Source organism: Archangium lansingense, from assembly GCF_026626635.1.
Taxonomy (GTDB): domain Bacteria; phylum Myxococcota; class Myxococcia; order Myxococcales; family Myxococcaceae; genus Archangium; species Archangium lansingense.
Genome location: NZ_JAPNKA010000001.1, coordinates 5,276,629 through 5,301,533 on the forward strand (window position 1 = coordinate 5,276,629; position 24,905 = coordinate 5,301,533).

17 protein-coding genes and 2 pseudogenes are annotated in these 24,905 nt (G+C 66.6%); 5 read left to right on the plus strand and 14 right to left on the minus strand.

All coding sequences use genetic code 11. The features are described 5' to 3' along the window. Positions 1–27 precede the first annotated feature (27 nt). Positions 28–2,223: an ATP-binding protein gene (locus OV287_RS21670; protein WP_267535944.1), complete on the minus strand. Its 2,196-nt coding sequence runs from the start codon at positions 2,221–2,223 to the stop codon at positions 28–30. Between the two features lie 877 nt (positions 2,224–3,100). Beyond that, positions 3,101–3,502 carry a glycoside hydrolase family 19 protein gene (locus tag OV287_RS21675; RefSeq protein ID WP_267535945.1) on the minus strand — a complete coding sequence of 134 codons (402 nt, stop codon included), beginning with the start codon at positions 3,500–3,502 and terminating at the stop codon, positions 3,101–3,103. Positions 3,503–3,620: 118 nt separating this feature from the next. Here OV287_RS21675 and OV287_RS21680 point away from each other — a divergent pair, with 118 nt between their 5' ends. Beyond that, complete coding sequence (locus OV287_RS21680) at positions 3,621–3,758, plus strand: hypothetical protein (RefSeq protein ID WP_267535946.1); 138 nt, start codon at positions 3,621–3,623, stop codon at positions 3,756–3,758. 24 nt (positions 3,759–3,782) lie between these two features. Here OV287_RS21680 and OV287_RS21685 read toward each other — a convergent pair whose 3' ends face one another. The 9 genes from OV287_RS21685 to OV287_RS21725 all read right to left on the minus strand — a co-directional run bounded on the left by OV287_RS21685 (position 3,783) and on the right by OV287_RS21725 (position 18,444). Further along, positions 3,783–4,781 (minus strand): hypothetical protein, encoded by a 999-nt coding sequence (locus OV287_RS21685; protein ID WP_267535947.1) that lies wholly within the window; start codon positions 4,779–4,781, stop codon positions 3,783–3,785. A gap of 419 nt (positions 4,782–5,200) precedes the next feature. After that, positions 5,201–7,900 carry a galactose oxidase-like domain-containing protein gene (locus OV287_RS21690; RefSeq protein WP_267535948.1) on the minus strand — a complete coding sequence of 900 codons (2,700 nt, stop codon included), beginning with the start codon at positions 7,898–7,900 and terminating at the stop codon, positions 5,201–5,203. A gap of 308 nt (positions 7,901–8,208) precedes the next feature. Then, the gene (locus tag OV287_RS21695; RefSeq protein WP_267535949.1) at positions 8,209–10,353 is read right to left on the minus strand and encodes a TonB-dependent receptor; all 2,145 of its coding nucleotides are present in this window, start codon (positions 10,351–10,353) and stop codon (positions 8,209–8,211) included. Positions 10,354–10,603: 250 nt separating this feature from the next. Further along, complete coding sequence (locus OV287_RS21700; RefSeq protein ID WP_267535950.1) at positions 10,604–12,592, minus strand: ATP-binding protein; 1,989 nt, start codon at positions 12,590–12,592, stop codon at positions 10,604–10,606. Continuing rightward, positions 12,589–13,113 (minus strand): TOL_0243 family YfiR-like periplasmic protein, encoded by a 525-nt coding sequence (locus OV287_RS21705; protein ID WP_267535951.1) that lies wholly within the window; start codon positions 13,111–13,113, stop codon positions 12,589–12,591. The genes OV287_RS21700 and OV287_RS21705 overlap by 4 nt, the downstream gene beginning before the upstream one ends. 269 nt (positions 13,114–13,382) lie before the next feature. Further along, the gene (locus OV287_RS21710) at positions 13,383–15,038 is read right to left on the minus strand and encodes a mechanosensitive ion channel family protein (protein ID WP_267535952.1); all 1,656 of its coding nucleotides are present in this window, start codon (positions 15,036–15,038) and stop codon (positions 13,383–13,385) included. Between the two features lie 367 nt (positions 15,039–15,405). Next, on the minus strand, positions 15,406–16,926 hold the full coding sequence (locus OV287_RS21715) for a flavin monoamine oxidase family protein (RefSeq protein ID WP_267535953.1): 1,521 nt from the start codon (positions 16,924–16,926) through the stop codon (positions 15,406–15,408). 202 nt (positions 16,927–17,128) lie between these two features. Further along, positions 17,129–17,590, minus strand: a complete 462-nt coding sequence (locus OV287_RS21720; RefSeq protein WP_267535954.1) for a hypothetical protein — start codon at positions 17,588–17,590, stop codon at positions 17,129–17,131. A 446-nt stretch (positions 17,591–18,036) separates the two neighbouring features. Continuing rightward, the gene (locus OV287_RS21725; protein ID WP_267535955.1) at positions 18,037–18,444 is read right to left on the minus strand and encodes a MarR family winged helix-turn-helix transcriptional regulator; all 408 of its coding nucleotides are present in this window, start codon (positions 18,442–18,444) and stop codon (positions 18,037–18,039) included. A gap of 91 nt (positions 18,445–18,535) precedes the next feature. Here OV287_RS21725 and OV287_RS21730 point away from each other — a divergent pair, with 91 nt between their 5' ends. From OV287_RS21730 to OV287_RS21745, 4 genes and pseudogenes are all read left to right on the plus strand, one after another. Further along, entirely contained in the window at positions 18,536–19,621 is a 1,086-nt protein-coding gene (locus tag OV287_RS21730) for an aldo/keto reductase (protein ID WP_267535956.1), read from the plus strand. A 300-nt stretch (positions 19,622–19,921) separates the two neighbouring features. Beyond that, positions 19,922–20,698, plus strand: a complete 777-nt coding sequence (locus OV287_RS21735; protein WP_267535957.1) for a Coq4 family protein — start codon at positions 19,922–19,924, stop codon at positions 20,696–20,698. Between the two features lie 10 nt (positions 20,699–20,708). Continuing rightward, complete coding sequence (locus tag OV287_RS21740) at positions 20,709–21,356, plus strand: TetR/AcrR family transcriptional regulator (RefSeq protein ID WP_267535958.1); 648 nt, start codon at positions 20,709–20,711, stop codon at positions 21,354–21,356. Positions 21,357–21,407: 51 nt separating this feature from the next. Continuing rightward, a pseudogene (locus OV287_RS21745) lies at positions 21,408–21,728 on the plus strand (FAD-dependent oxidoreductase); the annotation flags it as partial. A gap of 41 nt (positions 21,729–21,769) precedes the next feature. Here OV287_RS21745 and OV287_RS21750 read toward each other — a convergent pair. From OV287_RS21750 to OV287_RS21760, 3 genes and pseudogenes are all read right to left on the minus strand, one after another. Then, positions 21,770–21,892: pseudogene (locus OV287_RS21750) on the minus strand (IS5/IS1182 family transposase); the annotation flags it as partial. A 252-nt stretch (positions 21,893–22,144) separates the two neighbouring features. After that, on the minus strand, positions 22,145–23,143 hold the full coding sequence (locus OV287_RS21755) for an FG-GAP repeat domain-containing protein (protein WP_267535959.1): 999 nt from the start codon (positions 23,141–23,143) through the stop codon (positions 22,145–22,147). A 239-nt stretch (positions 23,144–23,382) separates the two neighbouring features. After that, entirely contained in the window at positions 23,383–24,852 is a 1,470-nt protein-coding gene (locus tag OV287_RS21760; protein ID WP_267535960.1) for a sensor histidine kinase, read from the minus strand. Positions 24,853–24,905: the final 53 nt, after the last annotated feature.

Sequence of the window (24,905 nt, forward strand, 5' to 3'; positions counted from 1 at the left end):
CGGATGGGGTCCATTTTACAAGCTCTTCTAGAAGTGGCGGGAGCCCCCGCGGGTCGCCTGTGGAGGTGCCTCGAGGTAGGGCAGTTCCAGGATGAAGGTGGCCCCGTGTCCCGGCCCCTCGCTGTGGACGGTGAGCGTCCCCCCCATCTCCTGGGCGGCCAGGGCGCTGGAGTGCAGGCCGAAGCCATGCCCCTCCTGCCTCGTGGTGAAGCCGTACTGGAAGATGCGGGTGAGCATCTCCGGCGCAATGCCCATGCCGTTGTCATGCACCTGGATGCGCACCTGCTCACTGGCGGTGCACTCCAGCTTCACGGTGAGCAGCCGCTCGGTGGGAGGAACTCCGTCCATGGCGTACTTGGCGTTGCTGACCAGGTTGACCAGGATCATCAGTGTCTTGTGCTTGTCGGTGAGCACCGGGGGCAGGTCGGCCAGCTGGCGCACCACCTTCACCTGATGACGGGTGAGTCCGGCGGAGTTGATGCGCAGCGCGTCCTCCACCAGCCCCGCCAGGTGCACGGGCTCCTGCATCTGCGGCGTGCGAGCGTAGTTCTGCTGCACCTTGACGATGTCTCCCACGTGCTCGGTGTAGCGGCCCACGTCGTCGAGCAGGGTGATGATCTCCTGGCGCTCGTCGAGCAGGTTCTGGCCGAGCTTGCCGAGGAAGGGCAGGACGTTCTTGCCGCGCTCGTCCTGGGAGAGAAAGGTGCCGAGGTCGGACTGGCGCTCCTGGAGCAGGTTGGCCACGCGGTCCACGTGCTCCAGACGCATGCCCGCCATGAGCTCCTTGGCGAGCTGGGCGGAGGTGTAGACGCTGTTGAGCACGTTGCCCACGTTGTGCAGCACGTTGGTGGCGATCTCCGCCATGCCCGCGCGCCGGGCCGATTGCACGAGCTGCAGGTGGACCTCCTTGAGCTCGCGGGTGCGCTCCTCGACGTGTTGCTCCAGGCCCTCGTTGGCTTCGCGCAGGGCCTGCTCGCGGTGCTGGACCTTGTCGGCCATGGTCCGGAAGGAGCGGGCGAGCTGCCCCAGCTCGTCGTTGCGCGAGGTGTCCAGCTCCACGTGGAAGTCACCGGAGGCGACCCGGTCGGCGGCCTGGGTGAAGGACTCCAGCGGGCGGGTGATCTGATGTCTGAGCACCCAGGCCATGATGACCAGCTCGAGGACGAGGGACAGGAGGCCGAGCAGCAGCACGTAGCGGGCGGCCTGGAAGGCGGGCATCGTCACGATGTGCTCGGGGAGCACGGTGACGAAGTTCCAGCCGGGCCCCCGCAGCTTTCCCACGGCGAGGTACTCGCCATGCTCCGGCAGCTCCAGCACGGCCTGCCCGGGCTGGCGGGCCTTCACCCGCTCGACGATGCGCCGCATGTGCTCCTCTTCGCCGGCCTTGGTGGACATTCCGGGATGGGCGATGAGCTTGCCGTCATCGCGGAAGATGACGTTGTACGTGCCGGGCAGGTGGTCGTTGATGGTGCGGGCCACCAGTTCCTCCAGGAGCACGTCCTGGCTGACCGCCGCGACCTGCCGGCCCTCGAGGTCCAGGGGATGGGTGACCGAGGTCATGGAGCTGTCGCTGACCGTATCCAGGTAGACCTCGGACCAGAGCGTCCGCCGCTCCGGGTTGTTCTCGGGCCGGCTGGTGACGAAGTACTCCAGCTCCGTGACCATGAGGCCGGGTTCGGCGTCGTGGACCCACTTGGGGCGCTCGGGCCAGTAGAGGATGATCGGCCCCTCGGGCAGCGTGACGAAGGTGTCCGTGATGCGGACGTGGAAGGCGGGCCCGTACCAGGAGAGCACGTCATAGGAGGCCAGCAACCGGCGGCGCATGTCCTCGTCGAGGGTGACGCCCCGGGGGACGAAGACGCCTGGCACCTTCGTGCCATCGAAGCTCTCGGGGCGGCTGCGGACCGTGCCGTCGGGCAACCGCACGAACAGACTGTCGAAGCGCGGGCCCACGTCCTCCGGGGTCAGGGTCCGGATGCGCTCCGCCAGGGCCTTCTTGACGACGCCGAGGTTGTCCTCGGCCAGCAGGAAGATGGCCTGCTCCCGTTGGATGCGCTCCGAGACATGCTGCTCCAGTTGCGCGAGCGCCTCGGTGCGTAGCGTGTGGTGCAGGTGGAGGTAGCTGAAGACGGTCGTCAGGGCGATGACCACCGCGATACGCACGCCCATCTTGATGAGCGTCGAGCGGGCCAGCGGAGCACGGGAGTGGGGAGGGGGCGGCATGAGACTTGCGGCACTGACACGAGACCCACTGCGGGAATTCCTCCGTGAAGCGGGCAGGGGAGTTGCCCGCCCGGAGGGGGGGCCGGATGTGGAGGCCCGTGTGGTGGACATCTCCAGCACGTCGAGCCCCCGGATTCAAGGAGTCCGAGCGTGCCCCTGATAGGTAGCCCCAGGGAGCACACGACTGCCCAGGCGGCCCGCCCAAGAGGTGCGAGAGGGGAGTGGGCCTGTTGGCTGTGGCTGCTTGAGGCTCAACACCACGCGGCTTGGGGTGGCCCTCGCGCCGGGGCCAGGCGCGCACCAGCCGTGGGCAAGCCCAGGTGCTCCAGAATGGCGCGCCCTCCTCGTGCTCCCTTCACGTACGCCAAGAGCCGCCGCCTGCCTCCACAGCTCACGCAGGCGGGCACGTCGAATGCGAACGTCCTGCGCAGCAGCTTCGCCCAGTGTGCGTCCAGCGAAGGCTGGCGCGTTCAGCGGGAATCAGTCCCGCCGGGGTAACCGCCAGGAGCCCCGTAGCTTGGATGGCAGGAGGAGAGAAATCGATGACCTGAAGCCTATCGACAAAGCCGTCCTCGGGACGGTGAGCGAGTCACCGGGCCGCAGCGCAAGTGAACCCGGATGTAACCCCGAAAGGTAGCCCGGAGGCCGAGCCCTTATTGGGCGGGCGAAGGCAGCATGGACCTGGGGTACCCCACGGCGAGCAGACACAGCGCGGCGAGCAAGGCACGAGACCCTGAGTCCCTGTCCTGGCTCCTTGCTGGGGACATGCCCACGGGACGTGCGGGCGACGAGCCACATCCAAACGCCCCCCGCACGTGCTCAAAGGACTCGTACCGGCACATTGCCCCCCTACGAATCGTCCGACACCCTGACTGAGCTACGCGCCCAGCACCTGCTTTGCTCTGGCGTAGTACGCCTCGCGGGCGGCCAGACCGTTGAAGCCGCCGTTGATGCGGCGGGTGATCTCACGGAAGTTGCCCTGGTCGGCCAGCGGGTTCAGGCTGCGGCTGTTCCAGAACCACGCGGCGGTGCGGAAGCCCACGTCCACATCCGCGGCGCGCGTCGGGTTGCCCTCCAGGTCGATGCCCAGCGCCTGCCCCGCGGCGCGGTAGTTGTTACGGCCGGTGAGCTGGATGGGGCCGCGGCCCTTGTAGGGAAGCGCAGCTGCGCCAGACTCAGCACCACGCCTGCTGGGGGGGGCCCCGTGCCGGGGCCAGCTTCGGAGCCTGCGCGGGCCGTCCCCCGGTAGCAGCCGTACTGGCTCAGCGATGGGTTGCACAGGATTCGGACACCTGCTGACCTCCTGCGGACATCTCCTACGCTCCCGCACAGGCTACGAGTGGTGCTCCTCCTTCCGCAGGAAACACCATGCCGCCCACCAGGGGTTCTCCATCGAGTTGCAGGCGACGAGCCCGGTGCCGGAGTGGGACAGGCAGAAGGTGCGCTCGGCGCAGGAGGAGGACGTGATGATCGACGCGACCGGCAAGGTGCGCTGGGCCTTGCGGCGGCAGACCGCGTTTCACCTGGTGCGGTAGTCGCCTCGCGGTGCCGAGCGGGCGCTACCCGCCGCTGCCGATCGCGAGGGAGGAGATGCTCGCGAGGAAGGGCGCCAGCACGGACAGGCCTTGCTGGAGCTCATGGAGCGCGGAGTCTCGCAGGCCGAGCTGGGTGCGGACGGCCTGCTGCTCCTCGAAGCGCTGCTTCCAGGTGGGGTGCGTCCCGAGGGTTTGCCAGACGAGCCGCTCCGCGAGGACCTGGCCCACGTCCTTGAGGGTCCTGTGGGCCGGCACGTAGAGGCTGGCGATGATCCCGGTGTAGTAGAGTCCGTAGCTCATGACGGGCGCTGTCGAGAGCAGCTCGGCGGGAGAGGTGATGGCCGAGTTGATGAGGTTGCGGAGCGCGCCCACGCTCAGGATGGAGAGGCCGAGGATGGTGGAGACGAGGCGCAGGAGCCGCCGCAACTGCCTCTGATGGCGCTGATACCACAGCACGTCTTCATTCAGGCTCTCCGCGCCAGGGGGTTCTCCGAGGTGCTGGTACTTCGGCAGGCGGCCGAGGAGCTGGATGTGGAGGCCCACCATGGCGGAGGCGTGCAGCGTTGCGATCAACAGCCCGAGGATGCACACGCTGACCAGCTTCGGGATGAAGTCCGGCACCATGGGCAGCAGGACGGTGGTCAACAAGCGCGGGCTCTCCCTCCAGAAGAAGAACTGGGCCACGAGGGGGAGCGCGATCAACAGCAGGAGGGGGACGAGGCAGAGCACCACCGCCATCCGCCCCCAGCGCGTGCGAGGCCAAGCCGAGCGGTAGCTCCCGAAGTCTCCCAACAGCAGGAAGAGGGAGGTGACCCAGGCCGTGGGCGTGAGCGCGATGATCATGTGCCAGAACTGCGAGCGGTCCGAGCGCAGGTAGGCCAGACCCTGAAGGCCGGTCCCTTGCAGCAGGAGGAGGGCCGTCACGAAGGTCAGGTTGAAGAGGATGAAGAGGGAGAGCGGCGAGCGGAGGACGAGAGCGAGGGCATTGCGACCGTCCCGCCAGATGGAACGCGACTCCGACATGAACGCCCCCCTTCTCTTGATGGAGCGAGTGTGTCCGAGCAGGGGCCGCCCGGTACACCCCTGGCCCCCCAGTCCTGTTGGAGAGCGGGCATGCGGGGAAGGTGTCAATGAACTCGTTTCGACACATCACCCTGCAAGTCGTTTGACACCTGCCTCGGGGACTGGCCCGAGCCGTCAATACCAGGAATCTGGTGGCCTGCACCTGGCGGGGCCTGTTGGTGAAGCGGGGCACATCGGGAGAGCGTCTGCTTCACTCCGGGGGCACTCACGCCCCGGAGCGAAGCGTGGTCAGGCGTTCCGGGTCACCCTCCAGGCGCGGAACGATGGCTCGGTGTTGGGAGTGCTGCTGACGGACGCAACCCCTTGAGCCCTGGAGGGGGAGGGCGAGGGCAGGAACTCCCCCGTCAGGGTTGCATTCATTAGTGGGAGAGCCCGAGTTCCAGCTCCAGGTTGAACGAGAGATCTGGTGAGGTCCCGCCCACCTGCTTCACCATCACCGCGATGACGTTCTCCCCGGTGACGAAGGGGACAATCGGAATGGCGGCGGTGGCCTCCGCGTTCTCCGCGCTGGCGCTCGCGTACCGGGCGTGCTCGAGCCCCCTGTCCATGTTGCGCGTGAACACCAGGGTCCCATTCACCCAGACCGCGATGCCGTCATCGTAGCGGACGCGCAGGTCCGCGGAGGTCACGGGCCCGCTGAGGGAGAGCTTCCTGCGGAAGTACACGCTCGTCTGGGCGGGGGAGGTCTTCCGCAGCACCTTGGCCTCGTCTCCATCTCCGTATCCGAGCTCGCCCGGCCCGGAGGCCCAGGCCGAATCGCCGTAGCCGAGCGTGTTCCACGCCGGGCCCGGGTCTGTCCCGCTGTCGTGGTACTTCCAGACGTCGCCGAACACGATGACCTTCGAGCGCGTCTCGCGGGTGATGGTGAAGGGGGCGTCACTCACGTCCGAGGGTGGCGCTCCTCCCGTTCGGGAGACGCGTACGAGCGCCTCGCCGGTCGTCACCTGCGGGACGCTCCAGGAGTAGCTGCCGGTGTTGGCCACGCCGGTGGCGATGGGTATCCAGGTGGCGCCGCGGTCCGGGGTGTAGGCGAGGTCCACCGCGCTGATGGAACCGGTGCTCGACCACCGGATGAGGGTGCTGGAACCCGCGAGGAAGACCTCCCCGCCGTTGGGCGCAAGGACGCGCAGCGTGTCGGGCGGGGGCTCGGTGGTGCCGTGCTCCACCTCGAGCGCCAGCGCGAAGGAGAGGTCCGTGGACGTGCTGCCGGCCTGCTTCACGGCCACGGCGATGATGTTCTCCCCCACACTGAACAGCCCGGGCGCCACGGCGAGGGGCGCACGGCTGTATTCGTTGTCACTGGTGAATGAGGCGTACTTCGCGAACTCCAGCCCGCTGTCCACGTATTTCGAGAAGACGAGTACCCCGTTGATCCACACCGCCACCCCGTCGTCATGGAGCACCTCCAGGCTGGCCCTGCTGACGCTCCGGTCCAGGGTGAACTTCTTGCGGAAGTAGACCGTGGGCTGGGACGGACTGGTCCTCCGCAGGACGGTGGCCTCGTCTCCTTCTCCGTACCCGAGCTGCCCCCGGCCGGACGCCCAGGCCGAGTCGTCGTAGCCCAGGCCGAGCCAGGCGGTCCCCCGGTCCACTCTGGAGTCGTCGTACTTCCACACGTCACCGAAGGTGATGACCGGGACGCGCGGGCTCGTCTCGGGACCGATGCGCATCATCCGGCCGACGGAGGGAACGCCCCCTCCGTTCACCAGGAAGAGCTGGTAGTAGCCCACCGGCGCGAGGGTGTTGCTCTCGGGGGCCTCGATGGTGAGCCCGCCGGGACTCTTCGAGAAGCGCAGGGTGAGGAGCCGCTGGTGCTCGTCGAAGGCATGCGTGACCGAGCCGGGGGCAATGAGCGTCACCTTCGTCACCGCATCCGCGTCCGGGGTCTCGACGAAGAAGGTCGTCCCGGGCGTCACTACCCCGGGCACCGAGGTGACGGTGGGGCGTGGGCCCTTGAAGAGGTACGGGGGCGAGAAGATTTCCGCGGTGCGCTCGCGGCGACCACCGGCGCTCAGCACGCGCCCGTCCGGCAGCAGCAGCGCGGTGGAATGGTAGCCACGGTAGATGCTCTGACTGGCGAGCCGCGTCCAGCGGTTGGTGGCGGGGTCATACACTTCAGCATGGAGGACCGGGGCATCATCATTGTCGAAGCCGCTGCCGCTGCTGCCGCCCATGACGAGCACCGTGCCATCCGGCAGGAGCGTCGCGTTGAGCTGGCGCCGGGGCGTGGTCATCGGGGCCACGTAATTCCATACCGGCATCTCCGCGTGGATGTCCGCCAGCTCGACGGTAGCGGTGGGCGGATCGCCTCCACCGATGAGGAATACCTTGCCGTCGACGTAGACCGCGGGACCGTAGGTCCGGCTTCCGAAGTTGCTGACAGGGCCGAAGTACCAGCTTCCCAACCCGTTCGGATCGATGAAGCGGGTGGTTCGCGAGGGCCCGGCGAAGAAGATCTTGCCGTAGCGGGTGACGAACATCCGCGGGTAGTACGGCAGGTCCTGCGGCGAGTTGGTGAGGTCCGTCCAGGTCCTGCTGTTCTGGTCGAACCGCTGCACGAGCTCGTTGATGTCGCCGGAGCCGGCGACTTCCCCGGAGAAGACCAACGCGTCTCCATTGGGGAGCGTGGTGTTGGTGGGGTACCAGCGCCCGGCGTTCATGTCCGGGGCGCGAATCCAGCTCAGCGTGAAGGGGTCGAAGAGGCTGGTGTCGGGCAGGCCCTCGTGGCTCTCGATGTGCCCGCCCGTCACGAGCAGCCGGCCATCCCCCAGGAAGGAGTGACCGGCACAGAAGATGTTGTAGCCCGGCGGGGTCAGCCGGGTGGGAGTCCCCGAGGTGGGGTCCCAGAGCCACGCCTCCTCGCCCTCATCGAACTCGCCGAAGAACATCACCTTGCCGGTGGGCAGCAGGTGGGTATGGGTGGCGGAAATGGGCCAGGAGAGCACGCCCGACCACTGCCCCACCGTGGAGGGCTGGGCCTCGGCCCGAAGCGGCAGCAGGGCACCTGCCGCGAGCAGCACCGCGAGCACCCGATGGAGCGAGATGCATCGTTTCGTCATGTCGACCCCTTGGAGCGCCCGCAAAAGTCCGGCGACAGAACGTGGGCGAGGAGGACTCGCGCGCCAAGCAGCCCTCGGGGCCGATGCGGCGATGGCAGGACGACAGAACCTGGACGGGCAGATAAGGCGGCGCGGCACACTCGCTCGCGCGCCCTGGAAGCCCATCTTCGGCTGAGCGCCCCTGTCCCGCCGCGCTTCGTGGTGGGCAGCCTGCCCTTGTTCGACAGCCTCCTCCGCTCGGGATGAGCGCTTTTCGAACGGCTCCCTATTTGGACACGCATGGACGGGCGCGAGTGCGCGCCATCTCTTCAGTACACGATGGAATACTCGGCATTCACGACGGCTCCGCGCGCCGCGGAGTTGGTTGCGTTCGCATCGAGAAGCTGCGAATGCAGCGGGAAGGAGAAGCTGTTGAGCAGGTTCGACACCGAGACGCGCAGGGTGCCGGGGCCCACCTCGACGCTGCTCACCAGGTCGACGGTCGTGAATGCAGTCACCGGACGGGTTCCGAGGGCCGTGCTGCCCGGGGGAAACCTGTTTCGGGACCCGGAGTAGACGACAAGGAGGGAGTTTCGCCATCCGGGCAGCGGCTCGTATTCAGCGAAGGAGGTCCATTTCAGAGGGGGGATCCGAAATCCGTTGAGAAACGTCTCGCCATCGTTCTCCTCGCGCTTGCCCTCGAGCCAGCCGACCGATGTCCCCAGCCGGAGGGACTCCACTGGACGGGCCTCCATCGTCGCTTCCAGGCCATAAATCCTTTCGGCCGCCCGGATCACGGGCTGGAAGGCCGCGAGCTGGGTCACTCCCCGGTCCGACGAATTGTAAAAGAGGGAGAGGGTGCCGTTGACCCGCCCGAATGCCCCCCGCACCCCCGCTTCGTACATGTTGACGGACTGGGGCGAGGTGTTGAGGCTCGCCACCGAGCTGCCGGCGGGAGCGTCGCGCATGATGAGGCCGATGTCCGGGAGCGAATAGCCCTGGGCGAAAGAGGCAAACAGGCTCAGTGCCTCGGTCGGGGTCACGACCAGCCCCGCATTGAACAGGAGACGGGTGAAGGAGAGGGTGCCCCCCTTCACGTCGGCGCCGTTGATGAGGGAGGTGAAATCGTCCACGCCGACCCGGGTCCCTTCGAGGCGTGCCCCGCCGCGCAGGGAGAGCCAGGGGGCCGCGCTCCAGCCGAGCTGGCTGAACCCCGCCAGATTGGCGACGAACAACCGGGGCACAAACGTTCGCGCGCCTATTTCCTGGAAGACGAGGCCGCCGCTCGCGTCGAAGATGGCCGGATCGAACAAGGGCGCCGGCTGCCGGGTGCGCTCGACGTACGCATCGGCGCCCCAGTGCAGGTGCAGCCGGGCGGGCAGCGGCCTCTCGATGTCCAGCCGACCGCCGGTCTTCCAGGTCTCGTGCTGCGTGCGAATGATCCGCCGGCCCACGATCGGCTGCGTGCCCAGGTCCCGGGGAAAGAAGAGCGTCCTGTGCCGGCGGTAATAGGCCTGCGCCCGCAGCGTTCCTCCCCAGAGATGCGCGTGCTCGTACACCAGCGACAGGAGCGTGTTGTGCGTGCCGGAGGGCTTCGCGAGCAAGAGGCCCTCGAGCGCCCGCGACTTCACCCGCTGCGGCACGTTGTTGACCGAGGGGTCGGTGGTGAAGTCCGTGTCCTGGTCCCTCGAGGAATAGTTGATGGTGCCCTCCCAGCGCTGCTCGTCGGTGGGGCGGAAGCCCAGCTTCCCGAAGAGATCGAGGACATCGAGGTCGGAGATGCCGCCCTGTCCCTGCGGGTCGGGGGGAATCTGGTCCCCGTGCGCGTCGAAGAAATGGCCGGTCCGCTGCAGGACGCCGAGCACCGCGTAGTCCGCGCGGCCCTGGGTGCCGCGCGCCGACTGGACGAGCCTTCCTCCGAGGCTCCCGGACGGGTGGGTCAGACTGAGCTCGCCTGCGACCGAGGTGCCGAGCTCGCGCTTTTCCGTGGGAGCGCGGGTGATGATGTTGACGATGCCTCCGGAAGCCCCTTCGCCAAACATGGCGGAGGTCCCTCGCACCACTTCGATCCGCTCGATGGCCGCGAGGTCGATGCCGACCAGATCGTGCTGGATGTTCCGCAACGAGGACTGCGGGACGCGGTCGATGATGACCAGCATGAAGCGACCGCGGAGGGTCTGGGCCGCCGTGCTGCTGTTCTGACTCCCCGGGGAGAGCCCCGGGACCAGCTTGCCGAGCAGATCGCTCAGGTTGTAGTTGGAGGCGGCGGCCCAGGTGTCGATTTGTTCCCGCGAAATGACGGTAACGGAGCCCGGAATGTGGGCGAGGCTCTCCTCGCGGCGCGTGACCGTGTGGATCGAGACCTCCATCAGCTCCTCGAGGGTCATCTCTTCCAGGTCGACGGGTTCCTGGGCCCAACTCGGTGGCACGAGGACGAGGGTCGCGACTGCAACCGTGATGGCGAGGCGAACCATGCGGAGCTCTCATGTCTCGAGCGAGGCACTGCGGGTGCAACGCAGAAGCGTCGGTCCTCGCCTCCGACATCGCGATCGCCGCGCTCCCTTCCGTAGCGTAACCTCCCGAACGTAGCCAGTGGGAGGCAGCAGCGTCCTGGGGCTGCCTGGCTAAAGCGGCTGTGAGTTCAGCACCACACGCTCTGGGGTGGCCCCTGGGCCGGGGGGTCGCAACCTCCTCGACAAGTGGACCTGGCGTTCTGAGAAACACTCAGAGAGACGGGGCCTGCTCTCGCGGACCCCGTGGGAGTTCGACCGTGAAGGTCGCCCCCGCTGCCGGCTGGCTCGACACGCGGATGGTGCCGCCGTGGGCTGAGACGATCTGGCGGGTGATGTAGAGGCCAAGCCCTAAGCCGCCGTAGTGTCTCACCGACACGGCTCTCTCGAAGCGGGCAAAGATCCGCTCCTTGTCCTCCTCCGTGATGCCGATTCCGTGGTCATGAACGATGAGCCGGGCAGCCCCGTTGAACGCCTCCACGGTGACATCGATCGGCTTGCCGGCTCCGTACTTGAGGGCGTTGGACAACAGGTTCGTCACCACCTGTTCGAGGCGCGAGCTGTCCCACCAACCGATCAGGGGGTGTTCCGCCGCCAGCCGGACGGTGCAGCCAGCCTTGAGCAGCTCGTCACTGAACTGATCGACCACCTTTCGCACGACCTCGACAAGGTCGACCTCCTCTGGCTCCAGCACGAGCTTTCCCGCGTCGATGCGCGCCACATCGAGGAGGCTGCCGACGAGGTTGGCGAGCCGCTTTCCCTGTTGCTCGACCGCATGGATGAGCGCGGCGAACCGGTTCGCTTCCCCGCCGCCTCCAGGGACTGGCGGGGCGAGCCGCCGGAGGCGCTGGGTGGTGAGATGAAGCGCTGTCAGAGGGGTCCTCAGCTCGTGGGCAGCGACGGACAGGAACTCCTCCCGGATGCGGATGCCCTCCTGGGCCTCACGGTAGAGCCGCGCGTTCTCCAGGGCAATCGCGCAGCGGCGGGCCAGCTCCTGCGCCATGTTGACGTCCTCAGGCCCGTAACGCCGCGTCGGGTGTGCGCAGGCCAACGTCAAGGCCCCGAAGATCTTGCCGTGAGAGACGAGCGGCACGGCGATGACGGACCTCGTCCCCAGCCGCTGGATCAACCGCAGGTGCTCCGCGCCAAGGACATGGGCCTGCGCGACGGCATCGGTCACCTCGGGCAGCAGCAGCGGCTCCCCGCTGCGCAGCACCTGGGCCGCCGGCAGGGGCGAGTCCCAGGTGGGCTTGAAGCACTCGTACAGCTCGCGGAGGGCTCCCTCCTTCTCCGGATCCGCGTGGGCGGCGGCCACCCGGTGGATTCGCTGCTCTTCATCCACGAGGTCAACGACGCAGAAGTCCGCGAAGGACTGCACCAGGAGCCGCACCACCCGCGAGAGCGTGAGCGGGTAGTCCAGCGACTCGGCGAGCGCCCCACTCACCGAGGCCAGGAGGTGTTGGATTCTCGCCGCCTCGCGGGCCTCGTGCTGACGCTTCTCGATCTCGCTCAGCATGGCATTGAAGGCCTCTGACAGCGTACCGATCTCGTCTCCTCTCGAGGCGGTGGCGCGGACGGAGTAGTCCTCTCGCTTGGTGATCCTTCGCGCGAGCTCAGCGAGGCTGAGGAGCGGCCGGGTGAGCGTCAGCTCGAGCGCGAAGGCGAAGCCCACCACGAAGGCCATGAGGCCGAGCGCGGCCAGGATCACGCTCCAGCGGTAGGCCTTGATGCGGTCCTGCAAGGAGCCCGTCGAGACTCGAAGCTGGATGGTCCCGTAGCGCACATCGTTGTAGACAACAGGCTGGTAGATGTCGATGTGGTCCGCGGCATCCTCGACGTTGGGCTCCAGCGGAGGCGCGATCTGGCCAGGGATGGTGTCACCTGGCGCGAGGCTGGGCTTGCGGTAGCTGGAGAACAGCTGGCCCTGGCTATCGTAGAGGGCCGCGAAGACGACCTGGTCCAGCTTGGTGAGCGCGCGGAGTGTCTCCTCGGACTCCTCTTTATTGTCGAAGGCGAGCTCGGCAGCGCTGTACTGCCCAGCGACGTAGGCCAGCAGAGAGTTGGTGGTGACAAGCTCCCGCCGGAGTGCGCGAACCTCCTGGAGTGTGAACCAGGCAAGCCCGATGGACATCGGCATCAGCACGCCGACGAAAAGGATGGCCAGCAACTTCCCGCGGATGGAGAGCGCGCGGAGGACCGTCATGGCTCGCTTTCCGTCGTGACGATCCGGCCCAGCTTCAAGAGCTTCGAGCTGAACTTCAGGCCTGCTTCCCTCGCGGCGCTCATGTTGATCTCGAAGCGGACGAAGCCGCGCTCCATGAAGAAGTTGATCATCACCCCCGCAGAGGCAAATCCGCTCGTGTCTCCGACCGTGAGGATGGGCTTGCCAACGACGTGGGACAGGAGCTCTTCCAGGCGCTCCTGCTCGCTCTGGGCAATGAACAGGAGATGGCACCCCTCCGGACTCGAGGGGAAGGCCATGTGCCGGACGACGATGGGCCTTCCCTTCGCCTTGCGCTCCGCTGCCATCCGCTCCAGGTAGTCTCCAAAAGAGGCCTCTCCCACGGTGCAGAAGACAAAGGGAGCGTCGGGAGCGGGGAAGGACACCTCGGGCCAGTCGATGAAGCGGGTGAACCGCTCCATGAACTCGGCCTTGACCTGGTACTCGAGCTCGCTGGCGGTCGCACGTGACGGAGCGCCCATGGCGAGGAGCGTGGCCAGCAAGCCCCCTAAGCTCGGGATCCTTTTCGGCGCCCACCGAGACCCAGTTACACGCCTTGGGATGATCGTGCTCAGCATGTCCCCCCGTGGGATTCAACGCTGCGAGCAGGACGGCTGGATGCAGCGCCCCGCCGCCGCCAGCATGAGGTTCCCCTCCGTGGGGGTCAAGGAACGCAGCAGAGCGGGGCAGTCATCCGTTCTCCCCACCACGGCGGGGTCGGCACCGCGACGTGGTCCCGCGCGCCCTCGTGGGGCACGCGGACGGGCAATGCTCATGCCGCCTTGTTCTGCTCTGCCTCGAGCAGCTCCGGCGCCGGGATCTCGACGGACTTGGGGTAGGGAATCTCCAGGTTGTTGGCGTTGAAGCTCTCCACCAGGAGCATGTGCAGTACCCGCTTCACCTCGTAGTGGCACCCGGGGGAGACCTTCGTCTCGATGCGGATCCGCAGGCAGCTCTCGTCGATGGTCTCGATGCCCATGACCATGGGGGTCTCGATGACCTTGCCCGGCAGCAGCCCGGGCAGCCGGCTGCTGGACTCGGTGATGACCTGGAGCGCCTGCTTGAGGTTCGACTCGTACGCCACGCTCATCTCCACCACGGCCAGCGTCCAGCCCCGGCTGTAGTTGATGACGTTCTTGATCTCCCCATTGCGCATGATGTGCAGGCGCCCGAAGCGATCCCGGATGCGGGTGACCCGGGGGGTGATCTCCTCCACCACGCCCTCGGTCTCTCCGATGCGGATGTAGTCCCCATTGAGGATCTGATCCTCGAAGAGCAGGAAGACGCCGTTGAGAAGATCCTGCACGATGGTCTGGGCCCCCAGGCCCACGGTGAGGCCCACGATGCCGGCGCCCGCCAGGATGGGGGTGGGATCCACGCCGAGGTCGCTGAGGACCATCATGCCGACGCAGAAGTAGATGACGTACTTGATGATGCTCTGCAGCAGGCTGACGAACGTCTGGCGCCGGCGCAGCACATCGTCGGTGGAGGTGGAGATGGTGGTGCTGGAGCCCAGCAGCCGGAAGAGCAGGACGCGGCTGAGCTCGACCAGCACGCTGGCGGCCAGGAACATCGACACGACGCGGATGAGGATGGGCCCGTAGGGCGCCACGGGTTCCAGCGTCTGGAATTTGCGGACGATCAGCGTCGCCACCGAGATATAGGTGATGGCCTCCAGGCTCTTCTGGCCCACCGGCAGCAGCCTGCGCAGGGCGGCGTAGTACTCCTCGAGCCGCGTGCCCTTGCTCTTGTCCTCCCAGGAGGACACCAGCCGCTCGGACATGAAGTAGAGCAGGAACACGAGCGCCCGCCCGCCCGTGACGAGCAGCAGGATGTACAGGAGGGTGGAGACCAGCCACTCGATGGGGCCCGGGAGGCCCAGGGCCGGGAGCGCCAGCTGCACCACCGAGTGGGCCAGCGCGAAGTTGATGACCGAGGGCAGGATCTCCAGCAGCTTCTCCACGTGGATGCGCTGCGACTCGGGGAGCTGGCGCTCGCGCATCTTCTGCTCGAGCCGGGCCATCACGCGCCGGCCGCTGCGTTGCAGCGTGTAGAAGCCGATGAGCATCAGCACCACCAGGACCGCGCCACGCCCCAGGGCCTTGAGCATGTCGGGGGTGAGCTCCTGCAGCGTCGACTCGAACCAGGGCTGCAGATCCGCCCCCTGCCAGAGCGCGTAGCCGAGTACTCCGATCCCCGCGAGGACGATGGGGATGGACAGCACGGCCGCCAGCAGCCGCCCCTGCTTGTAGATGCCCTCTCCCAGGGAGGCCAGGGACTTGATACCGCTCGCTCGGATGCCCTGACGCAGCAGGAGGCTGGAGATGCCGAGCACGAACCAGATGGAGAGCAGTGAGAACAGCACGGCGGAACCCACGAGCAGCGCGTTGTTCAGCTCGGGGGTTTCCGCGAGGCGATGAATCACCATGTGTTGGGACCTGACGTCTGCCGGAGCACTCTCCGGCGGGGTATGGAGAGCGCGACTGTAGCCGTCTCCCCTCGGGCTTTCACCTGGTCCCCCCTGGCGAGATCCAGATTCCAGGAATGAGTGAAAGTCGGCCGGGGACGTGAACGGCTCATCGCTCGCAGCGCAGCGCCACCGCGTGGGGGTTGTCGAGGGAGTCCTGCCAGAACTCCCGGCCGAACCTCGAAATCCCCTCGGGTGAGCACTCGGGACGCATCCAGGCGAGCGTGCGGAAGCCCGCCTCGCAGCAGCCGCTCGTACGTGTCCTGGCACCTGCGGGCCCGGCTTCACCTGGCCGGCGGTTGGCTTCCCCGCCGGCCAGGCCGTGACACTACTTCAGCTCGGCCTTGCGCTCGATGAGATGCCTCGAGATGTTGAGCGCCGAGACGACAGCGCCTTCCGAGTGGCTGTCGACCGTGGTGTCGCCGCCGAAGTAGATGCGGCCCTGCGGACTGCGCAGATCGTCGGCGAGCGCATCGAAGCGCGAACGCCCGAGCTCCAGGGGCCAGTAGGCCACCGCCTGCGGGTAGACGAAGATCTCCGAGTACTTGATGTGCTTGCGGACACCCGGGAAGAGCTTGTCGAGGGCCTCCGCGCTCTTCTCACGCACCTCGTCGAGAGGCTGGTTCATGAGATCCCGCGCGAACCGGGCGTGCAGGAGCAGGGTCAGGACCTGATCCCGCCCCGCCATCGAGCTGCCCTGCAGATCCGACACGTCATAGACGCTGCCCGCCTGCGTGTCCGACAGCATCGTGAGGATGCTCTCGCCATTCTGGCTCCACAGCGGGGCCGCCTCGGGGGCCACGCGGAAGTGCACCTTGATGTAGCTGCCCATCTTCGTCGTGTTGATGGCCTTCCACTTCTCGGGGGTGAGCGCGGGCGAGAACTGAATCCGCCCAATGTGGTTGACAGGGACCGTGACCACCGCCATCCGCCCGGTCACCTCGATGTACTCGCGCTCCTTCACCAGGACCCGCAGCTTCACGCCCGTGGCCGTCTGGTCGATCGCGGTGACGCGGGCCTGGGTCATCATCTGGTCCGGCTTCAGACGGGCGGTGAGCGCCTCGGTGAAGCGCGTGTTGCCGCCGCGAACGTGGTAGTTCTTCTCACCGAAGCCTTCCGGCGTATCCAGGAAGAGGCGCATCTCATCGATGCCATCGAGCGCCGCGATCTTGTCCCACTCGATCGCCATCTCCGGCTCGACCGTGGCGCGGATCCACTCGCTGACCTTGTGCGGCAGCTTGTCGCGGCTGATGAACTCCGCGAAGCTGATGCGCATCAGCTCGGCCAGCTCCGGCGGCAGCGGCTTGCCCTCGTAGTGGCTGGCGTGCAGCTTGGAGTAGATGCCCCATGCCTTCTCGTTCCACTTGAGGAACGCCGCGCGCTCCTCCGCGTTGAAGATCCCCGCGAGGTACTGATCCCGATCACCCTCGCCCTGGTAGGGATAGATCTTCCCCTCGAGCCGCACCGTGGAGTGGGCGACGTCCTCGATCACCGGCAGGTCGAGCTCCTTCAGCAGCGCCACGGCGGGGCTGCGCGCGAAGTACTCCTCCATGTGCGCTTCGGCCGTCACGCCATCGGCGAAGGTGACCGTCTGGATACGGCCGCCGATGCGAGGCGACGCCTCGATGATCAGCGAGTCGATGCCCGCCTTCTTCAGCTCGTAGGCGATGGTCAATCCGGTCAGGCCGGCGCCGACGATGACAACGGGAGCGTCCTTGCGTGCCTCGACCGCCGCGGCCTGTGCCGCGCCGCCGTTCTCACCACGCTTCTCCAGATTCCAGCCCGCGCAGCCCTGAAGGGCGAGCATCGCCACCAACAGGTACGAGAGCCCCAACGACCGCTTCATCATGTCTTCTCCTCCTCGATTGACAATACGCGGCGGGACTATAGGTGCGGGGAATCGACCCCCCAACAAAGATCTAGAGAACGACGCGCCGACGCATGCGCGTTGCCGGCGTGTCCGCGGGGAAGGTGTCAAAGGACTCGAGCCGGCATCTCGTCTCCTACGAATTGTCTGATTCCAGACACCTTTCCAGGGACACCTTTCCAGGTCAGCGGGAGCTCAGTTCCTGAAGCTCCAGGAATGGGAAGGAGGGGTTACGCGGATCGCGAAGCGAGTAGACCTTGCCTTCGATCACCCATCTGCCGGCGTCGCAGCGCCACTCCGCATCCACAGCAATGGATGCAACGGAGAGGATCTGCTCGCGCACTGGCTCAGGAATGCCGGTCTCCCTCGAAGCGGCTTCGAGGAGCCGGCTCACCTGCTCACGGTCATCCGTGGGGGTGGTGGGCGTGAAGAGGGTCAGGAGCAACAGGGCCTCGCTCCGTCCCTCGGTCAGGCCTTCCGCCGCGCGAATCGTCTCCTCCCAGCGCAAGGCATGCGGATGCCAATGCACATCGTCCATCCAGCCCAGCTGCGCCTGCTCGGGCAGTCTCGGGTGCGCGAGGTAGAGTGTGCGCTCATACTTGCTGACCTCGAGCACCAGCGCCGGGCCCCGGGCCCGGAGGCCCAATGCGCAGAGCCTCTTGCGGCATGGCGCTCTCCTCGAGGTCTTCGCATCCCTCGACCCGCCAGTACCAGCACCAGAAGTCCGGACTCTTCAGCGCCTGCCGCCAGGTGACCGTCATCCTTCTGCTTCTCGCAGATGCCGCTCCGGGCTGTCACTCCGTCCCCCTTCGCCAGCTCCAGGCGCAGCCGCGACATCGGCTCCTCGGGGTGCGCCACCGTCTCTTCCACTCCGCGTCTCTCGAACAGCTTGTGAGGGGGCTTCGGGTACTCCATCGCTACTGACTGGGAATACACTTCCAGGTGTGACAGACAAACTCGCCAGCACGCTCCCGGCCGATGCACTCCAGGCCATCGACAAGCGACGGGGAAGGTGTCAAAGGAATCGAGTCGGCACCTCGTCTCTCTCATACGAATCGTCTGACACCCTTCCTGCACCCACCACACCCAGATTCAGCTCATTTTCTCCAGCAACATCCGCAGTTCCTCCTGCTGCGCGGCGCTCAGGCGGCCGAGCCGCTCTCCGAACGCGTCCGACAACAGCGCCATGCCCTGGTGCATCACCTTGCGCCCGGCGGGCGTGAGCCGCAGCCGGTGGCGCCGCAGGTCCTTGGTGTCGATCTCCCGGCTCACGAAGCCCGCCGCCTCGAGCCGCTTCACGTACACCGTTACCGTCGGCTTGGGCATGCTCAGGGTCTCCGCCAGCTCCGCGGGGTAGGGGTGCTCCTCCAGCGCCGAGAGCACGAACAACTCCTTGGTCTCCACCCCCAGCGTGGCGATGTCCGGGGTGACGTGGGAGATCACCGACATCAGCAGGCGGTAGCTCAGCGACCAGATCTTCGCCGGGTCGATTTTCGACATGGTCCCTTGCGCGGAAAATGGTTCAAAATTAAATTGGTTTAAGGCTGAATCATTTTGGCCTCCCCAAGGTAGCACGTCCCCTGGAGCCCTCATGCCTCTCGAGCATTATGTGACCCTCGGCCGTTCGGGCCTTCGCGTCAGCCCGCTGTGCCTCGGTGCGATGACCTTCGGTGAAGACCTCGGCTGGGGATCCAGCGTCGAGGAGTCCCAGCAGATCATCGACCGGTACATCGAGCTCGGCGGCAACTTCATCGATACGGCGAACTTCTACACGAAGAGCCACTCCGAGAAGATCATCGGGGACCACGTCGGACGCCACCCCGCCCGGCGCGACCGCCTGGTCATCGCGACCAAGTTCAGCGGAAACCTCTACCCGGGGGACCCGAACGGCGGCGGCTCCGGCCGCAAGTCCATCATCTCGGCGTGCGAGAACTCGCTGCGCCGCCTGCAGACGGACTACATCGACCTGTACTGGCTGCATAACTGGGACGTGCACACTCCCATGGAGGAGACGATGGCCGCGCTCGAGGATCTCGTCCGCGCGGGCAAGGTGCGCTACCTCGGCGTCTCCGACACGCCGGCGTGGAAGATCGTCGAAGCCAACATGCTGGCGCGCTTCCGCGGCTGGTCGGCGTTCATCGGACTCCAGATCGAGTACTCGTTGCTGGAGCGCTCCGTGGAACAGGAGCTCGTGCCGATGGCGCGTGAGTTCGGTCTGGGCATCACTCCCTGGTCGCCGCTCAAGAGCGGCGCGCTCAGCGGCAAGTACACCCGCGCGAACGCGGGACAGCAGAAGGGGGACCGGGGGATGTTCCTGGAGCCGTTCCTGAATGAGCGGACCTATGCCGTCGTGGACGCGCTGGCGGCCATCGCCCGGGTGCACGAGAGCACCGTGGCGCGCGTGGCGCTGGCTTGGCTGCAGGCGCAGCCGGGCGTGACGTCCACCATCATTGGTGCGCGGCGGCTCTCGCAGCTCGAGGACAACGTGAAGGGGGTGGACGTGAAGCTCACGGCCGAGGAGCTGGGCCGCCTCGATGCGCTCACGAAGCCCACGTTCGGGTTTCCGCAAAACATGCAGCCGATATTCCCGGCCATCCACAATGGCGGCACGACGGTGAACGGCACCTACGCGCCCGCTTCCGCCTTCGGAATCGAGAAGGGCGACAAGCCCTACTGACGGCCCGCGTCACGTTGCGCCGGCGCCTCGGCCTTCCGTCCAGTCCCAGACAGCCGAGACGCCACTCGTGCACTGAGCGAGCGGGGAAGCCCCCACTGCGGTGGGGAGGGGGGTGTGACCCGAGGACTTCCTGCCGCAGTAGGAACGAGCAGATGAACTGGCGGAGTGCCTGGAGGGGGCTCGGCGGATCGGCCGAGCCCCCTCTTCAGGCCTTGTTTTAAAGCGGTTGACTGAATCAGTCGATTGCCTTAAATCTTTTCACGTGGGCTCGAGGACGGGCCATCCCCCTGGAGGTCAGTGATGATTGCCAATGACAGTCAGCAGGTCCTGGATCAGCCGTTCCCCCTCGAGCAGCCCCAAGCAGCCCCTGGCCAGGGACACGGCCCCAAGGTCGACCCCAAGGCGCTCCTGCCCGACAACGCCTCCTTGTTCACCCGCCTGCGCGTGGCGCTCTACGCCATCAAAAAGGTCCGGGGCGACGAGGGGAATCCCGTCTATGGCCAGGCGATCCAGGCCAGCCTCGACCTCGACGTCTACGAGTCGCTCGTCCCGAAGTTCCAGCGCACCGAGGAGGGACGCCGCATGCTGTCCGAGCGCCCTTCGCTTCAGGCCAGGGACCTGGAGCTGGCCGCGCTCGAGCGCCTGCCCGAGGGAACGCTCGGCCATGCGTACGCGCGCTACTACCGCGACAACAAGATCTCCCCGTTCGAGACGACGCTCGAGCTCAAGAACCACGTCGACTTCATCTCCAAGCGGTACCGCGAGACGCATGATCTGATGCACCTGGTGACGGGCTACGCCACGGACGTGGTGGGCGAGATGGAGCTGCAGGCGTACGTCGTGGGCAACCTGGGGCTCCCGGCCGCGATGCTCATCGTGTTGGTCGGTACGCTCGCACAACTCAAGGCTCCGCAGTCCGGCGTCAGCCGGTCCGAGTACCTGCGGCGGGTGAAGGCCGCGTACCAGCGGGGCCGCGCGTCCCCGCTGTTCCTCGACTTCTGGTTCGAGAACCACTGGGAGACCCCCGTGGACTCGGTGCGCGCGCGGCTGTGCACCTCCGCGCAGCAGATGAATTGATGGTGAGCCGGTGAGCCGTCCAACCAAATCCGACCGGGGCAGCGAGACCCGCGAGTTGATCCTCGTCACCGCGGAGCGGCTGTTCGCCGAGCACGGCGTGGAGGCCGTCTCCAACCGCCAGGTGAGTGAGGCGGCGGGGCAGTCCAACAACTCCGCGGTGAGCTACCACTTCGGCACCAAGGAGGACCTCGTGCTGGCGATCGTTCGCCGGCACTACGAGCCAGTGGAGCGGCGGCGGACCGAGATGCTCGCGGAGATCACCGGCTCGCCCGACCTGCGCGATTGGATGTCCTGCCTCGTGCGGCCCATCACCGAGCACCTCGCCTCGTTGGGTAGCCCTTCCTGGTACGCGCGGTTCCTGGCCCAGGTGACGACCCATCCCTCCTGGCGAGAGCTCGTGAGCAAGGAGGCGGTCTCCGCGCGATCGATGCAGCAGACCATCGAAGGCACCTTCCGGCTGGTCCCGCGTCTCCCCGAGGAGGTGTTGCAGGAGCGCAGTTACATGGGCCGGCTGCTGCTCGTGCACATGTGCGCCGAGCGGGAACGCGCGCTGCACGAGGGCACGGCGCGGCCCCGTTCGACGTGGGAGTCCACGGCGGCCGGACTGGTCGACGCGCTCGTTGGAGTGTGGCTGGCCCCCGTCACCGCCCGGCGGTGACACGACGCCGCCGTCCAGACGCTGGAAACAACCGAGAGGAATGTGGTGGCCATGGAAGAGCGCATCGTCACCGTGGGAGCCGGCCAGGCTGGTGGAGAGCTGGCCGCCGGCTTGCTCTCCTGCCAGGTGCGGGGCCTGGAGCTCGACGAGGCGCGGCGCCAGGTGCGTGGGGTGAGCCTCGCGTGTCACGGCGTGGAGGAGCGGCTCGAGGCGGACCTGGTGCTGGTGGGCATCGGCCTCCTCCCCAACACGGAGCTGGCCTCCGCGGCGGGCCTCGCCGTCGACAATGGCATCGTCGTGGACGAGTTCGCCTGCACGGCGGATCCGGACATCCTCGCCATCGGAGACTGCGCGAATCAGCCCAGCGCCTACACGGGCGGACGCATCCGGATCGAGTCCGTGCCCAATCAAACCAAGGCAGCTCGATCGTCAACCCCTGGTCGGCCGGGTTTCTTCTTCTTTTTGGGAACCGGAAGCAGCGGAGCGACTCGCTCCCACAGCGCGTCCGGTACAAGGTCGCGAGCCCTGGTGCCCAGGTGCTCATGGGCCGGTCATCCGTCCACCCTCCCTTTCAAACCTGACTTTTGTTAGGCGCTCTGAGCCCGTGCCGGACGCTATGGGACGTTGGGATGAAATACAGGCGGCGACGAAAGCCAGCTCGGCAAGGAGATGAGTCCCCGCCAGCACCCTGCGCCTGCCCCCACACCGAGGGCAGGCGAACACATCCAGCGCGGAGCTCCTGCGCAGCAGCCCTGCCGAGGCTGATGCGCGAGTTGCGGCTCACATCGCTATTGCTGCGGCGGTGGCATGGGGATGTCGCCGTTGGTGCCCCACTGGCGGGTGACAAAAGTGCCAGTGGAGCTTTGCAGGATGTTCCAGACACCGGTCGATGGGCGCCAGAGGGCCCAGTCTGCCTTGCCATCCCCATCGAAATCGCCGTTCACGGGGATATCCGTCGCGGCGCCGAAGACGACGCCTCCGGCGACCTGCCCATCGGAGCTGCGGATGGTGTAGAACTTGGTCTGCGAAGGCCTCCAGACGGAGATGTCTGTCCTGCCGTCGCCGTCAAAGTCGCCGGACAGCGGGATGTCTCCGTTGGTGCCCCACTGGCGGGTGACAAAAGTGCCAGTGGAGCTTTGCAGGATGTTCCAGACACCGGTCGACGGGCGCCAGAGGGCCCAGTCTGCCTTGCCGTCTCCATCGAAATCACCGTTCACGGGGATGTCCGTCGCGGCGCCGAAGACGACGCCTCCGGCGACCTGCCCATCGGAGCTGCGGATGGTGTAGAACTTGGTCTGCGAAGGCCTCCAGACGGAGATGTCTGTCCTGCCGTCGCCGTCAAAGTCGCCAGACAGCGGGATGTCGCCGTTGGTGCCCCACTGGCGGGTGACAAAAGTGCCAGTGGAGCTTTGCAGGATATTCCAGACACCGGTCGATGGTGTCCACACCGTGTAATCGCTCTTCCCATCCCCGTCGAAGTCGCCATCGACGGGCCTATCCGTCGCGGCGCCGAAGACGACGCCCCCGGCGACCTGCCCATCGGAGCTGCGAATGGTGTAGAATTTGGTCTGCGAAGGCCGGCGAACGGTGAGATCCGTCTTGTGATCTCCATCGTAGTCGGCGACGACGCGCGCGACGGAGGCTAACGCCATGCCGTTATATGCTTGCTGTGTCTGGCTGGGTTCCTCTTGCAGCGCGGCTTCGTCGGAGTCCGCGACGCACCCGGCTGCGGTACCGAGAAGACAGAGAGAGGCATAAACTGTAGAAAGCGGGTTCAATCGACCCATGCAACACTCCTCGAGAAACGTGACAGTTCTTTCAACTCAACGGGAAGGCAGGCACAATGCCAAAAGCAGGCACAATGCCAAAGGCAGATGAATTTGCTCATCAAGGCTCGCTCTCCCGCCAAAAGCATGAAAACCGGTTTTAAACCGGGAGTCAAATAGTATTCACTAGGAGAACTGGCTCGCCGTCGTTCCCATCTCCTTGGGGGAGCCACCCGTTGTCTTTGTCCGTGACGAAGGGCTCACCCCGGCGGACCGGCCCGGGGGAGCTGCACGTGGAAGGTCGAGCCCTTCCCCACGGTACTCTCCACGAAGAGGGTTCCGCCGTGGGCCTGGACGATCTGCCGGGCGATCCACAGCCCCAACCCCAGACCCCCGTAGTGTCTTTCCGGCACGGCCCGCTCGAACCGTTCGAAGATGCGGGACAGGGCCTCGGGGGAGATGCCGATGCCCTCGTCCTTCACGGTCAGGCGCGCCAGCTCCGCGTCGGCATCCACCTTCACCTCGATGGGTTTGCCCTCGCCGAACTTGATGGCGTTGGACAGGAGGTTGAGGAGGACCTGCTCCAATCGCAACGCATCCCACAACCCCACCGCCGGCCCTCTCGTTTCCAGAACGAGCCTCGAACCCGACCGGGCGGCCCTCGCCTCATCCTGGGCCACCACCCTGCGCACGAGCGCCTCCAGGTCCACACGCTCCAGGCTCAGTTCGGGCCCGCGGGTGACGAGCCGGGAGACATCCAGGAGCTCGTTGATGAGTGCCCCCAACCGCCTGGACTGCTGCTCCGCGAGGCCCAGCTGGGTGAGCGCCTTGTCATGCTCCTGGTGGCGGAGGCCGCGCAGGCCCTGTTGGAGGGAAAGCTGGAGCGAGGTCAGCGGAGTCTTCAGCTCATGGGAAGCCACCGCGAGGAAGACATCCCGGGCGCGGATCGCCTCCTGGGCCGCATGGTAGAGCCGGCTCCGTTCCTCCTCGGCCCGCTTGTGCTCGGTGATGTCCTGGAGCACGGAAATGAAATACTCGATGCCGCCGGCCGGGTTGAGCATCGCGACCGTGGAGAGGTTGGCCCAGACCACGGCTCCATCCTTGCGGACATACCGTTTCTCCCAGGTCATGGCGGCGGCGGCTGTTCCAGACGACTTCATCAGCCGCACCTGAGCCAGGCTGGAGGGCAGATCCTCGGGGTAGGTGATGCCGGCCCAGGTCAGTTCCCGGAGCTCCTCGGCGGAGTAGCCGAGGATGTCGCACAGCTTCGGGTTGACCAGCACGAACCGCCCGTCGGCCCCCGTCACCTGGGCGATGCCGACGCCGGCCTGCTCGAAGATGATCCGGAACCGCTCCTCGCTCTCCCGGAGCGAATCCTCCGCGCGTTGCCGTTCCGCGAGCAGTCGGGCGAAGGAGCGAGCCAGCCGGCCAATCTCATCTCCGCGCTCCAGGTCGATGGGGGCCTGCTTCCCCGCCAGGAGGGATTCGGCATAGTGCTGAAGGTCCACCAGGGGCCGGATGAGCAACTGGGCGAGCCCTCCGACGCACAGCAACGCGAGGACGAGCTCGACGCTCAAGAGCAGGGACGGGATGCTGATTCCCGAGGGATCCTGGCCGCCGTGCCGGGCGATCTCCATCGAGGACAGGGCAATCAGCGGAATCAACCCGACGAGGGACAGCCCCAGGAGCAGCTTGAGCCGGATGGGCAGGTTCTCCAGCCGCCGGAGCACACTCCCCCCGACAGTGGAGGGGGTGCGACCGCGATGATTGAAGCCCGCGAGTG

Excerpts from the sequence above, each read along its gene's own strand:
- OV287_RS21670 (WP_267535944.1), bottom strand. The coding sequence starts at position 2,223 with ATGCCGCCCCCTCCCCACTCCCGTGCTCCGCTGGCCCGCTCGACGCTC.
- OV287_RS21685 (WP_267535947.1), bottom strand. The coding sequence starts at position 4,781 with ATGTCGGAGTCGCGTTCCATCTGGCGGGACGGTCGCAATGCCCTCGCT.
- OV287_RS21690 (WP_267535948.1), bottom strand. The coding sequence starts at position 7,900 with ATGACGAAACGATGCATCTCGCTCCATCGGGTGCTCGCGGTGCTGCTC.
- OV287_RS21695 (WP_267535949.1), bottom strand. The coding sequence starts at position 10,353 with ATGGTTCGCCTCGCCATCACGGTTGCAGTCGCGACCCTCGTCCTCGTG.
- OV287_RS21700 (WP_267535950.1), bottom strand. The coding sequence starts at position 12,592 with ATGACGGTCCTCCGCGCGCTCTCCATCCGCGGGAAGTTGCTGGCCATC.
- OV287_RS21710 (WP_267535952.1), bottom strand. The coding sequence starts at position 15,038 with ATGGTGATTCATCGCCTCGCGGAAACCCCCGAGCTGAACAACGCGCTG.
- OV287_RS21715 (WP_267535953.1), bottom strand. The coding sequence starts at position 16,926 with ATGATGAAGCGGTCGTTGGGGCTCTCGTACCTGTTGGTGGCGATGCTC.
- OV287_RS21725 (WP_267535955.1), bottom strand. The coding sequence starts at position 18,444 with ATGTCGAAAATCGACCCGGCGAAGATCTGGTCGCTGAGCTACCGCCTG.
- OV287_RS21730 (WP_267535956.1), top strand. The coding sequence starts at position 18,536 with ATGCCTCTCGAGCATTATGTGACCCTCGGCCGTTCGGGCCTTCGCGTC.
- OV287_RS21735 (WP_267535957.1), top strand. The coding sequence starts at position 19,922 with ATGATTGCCAATGACAGTCAGCAGGTCCTGGATCAGCCGTTCCCCCTC.
- OV287_RS21755 (WP_267535959.1), bottom strand. The coding sequence starts at position 23,143 with ATGGGTCGATTGAACCCGCTTTCTACAGTTTATGCCTCTCTCTGTCTT.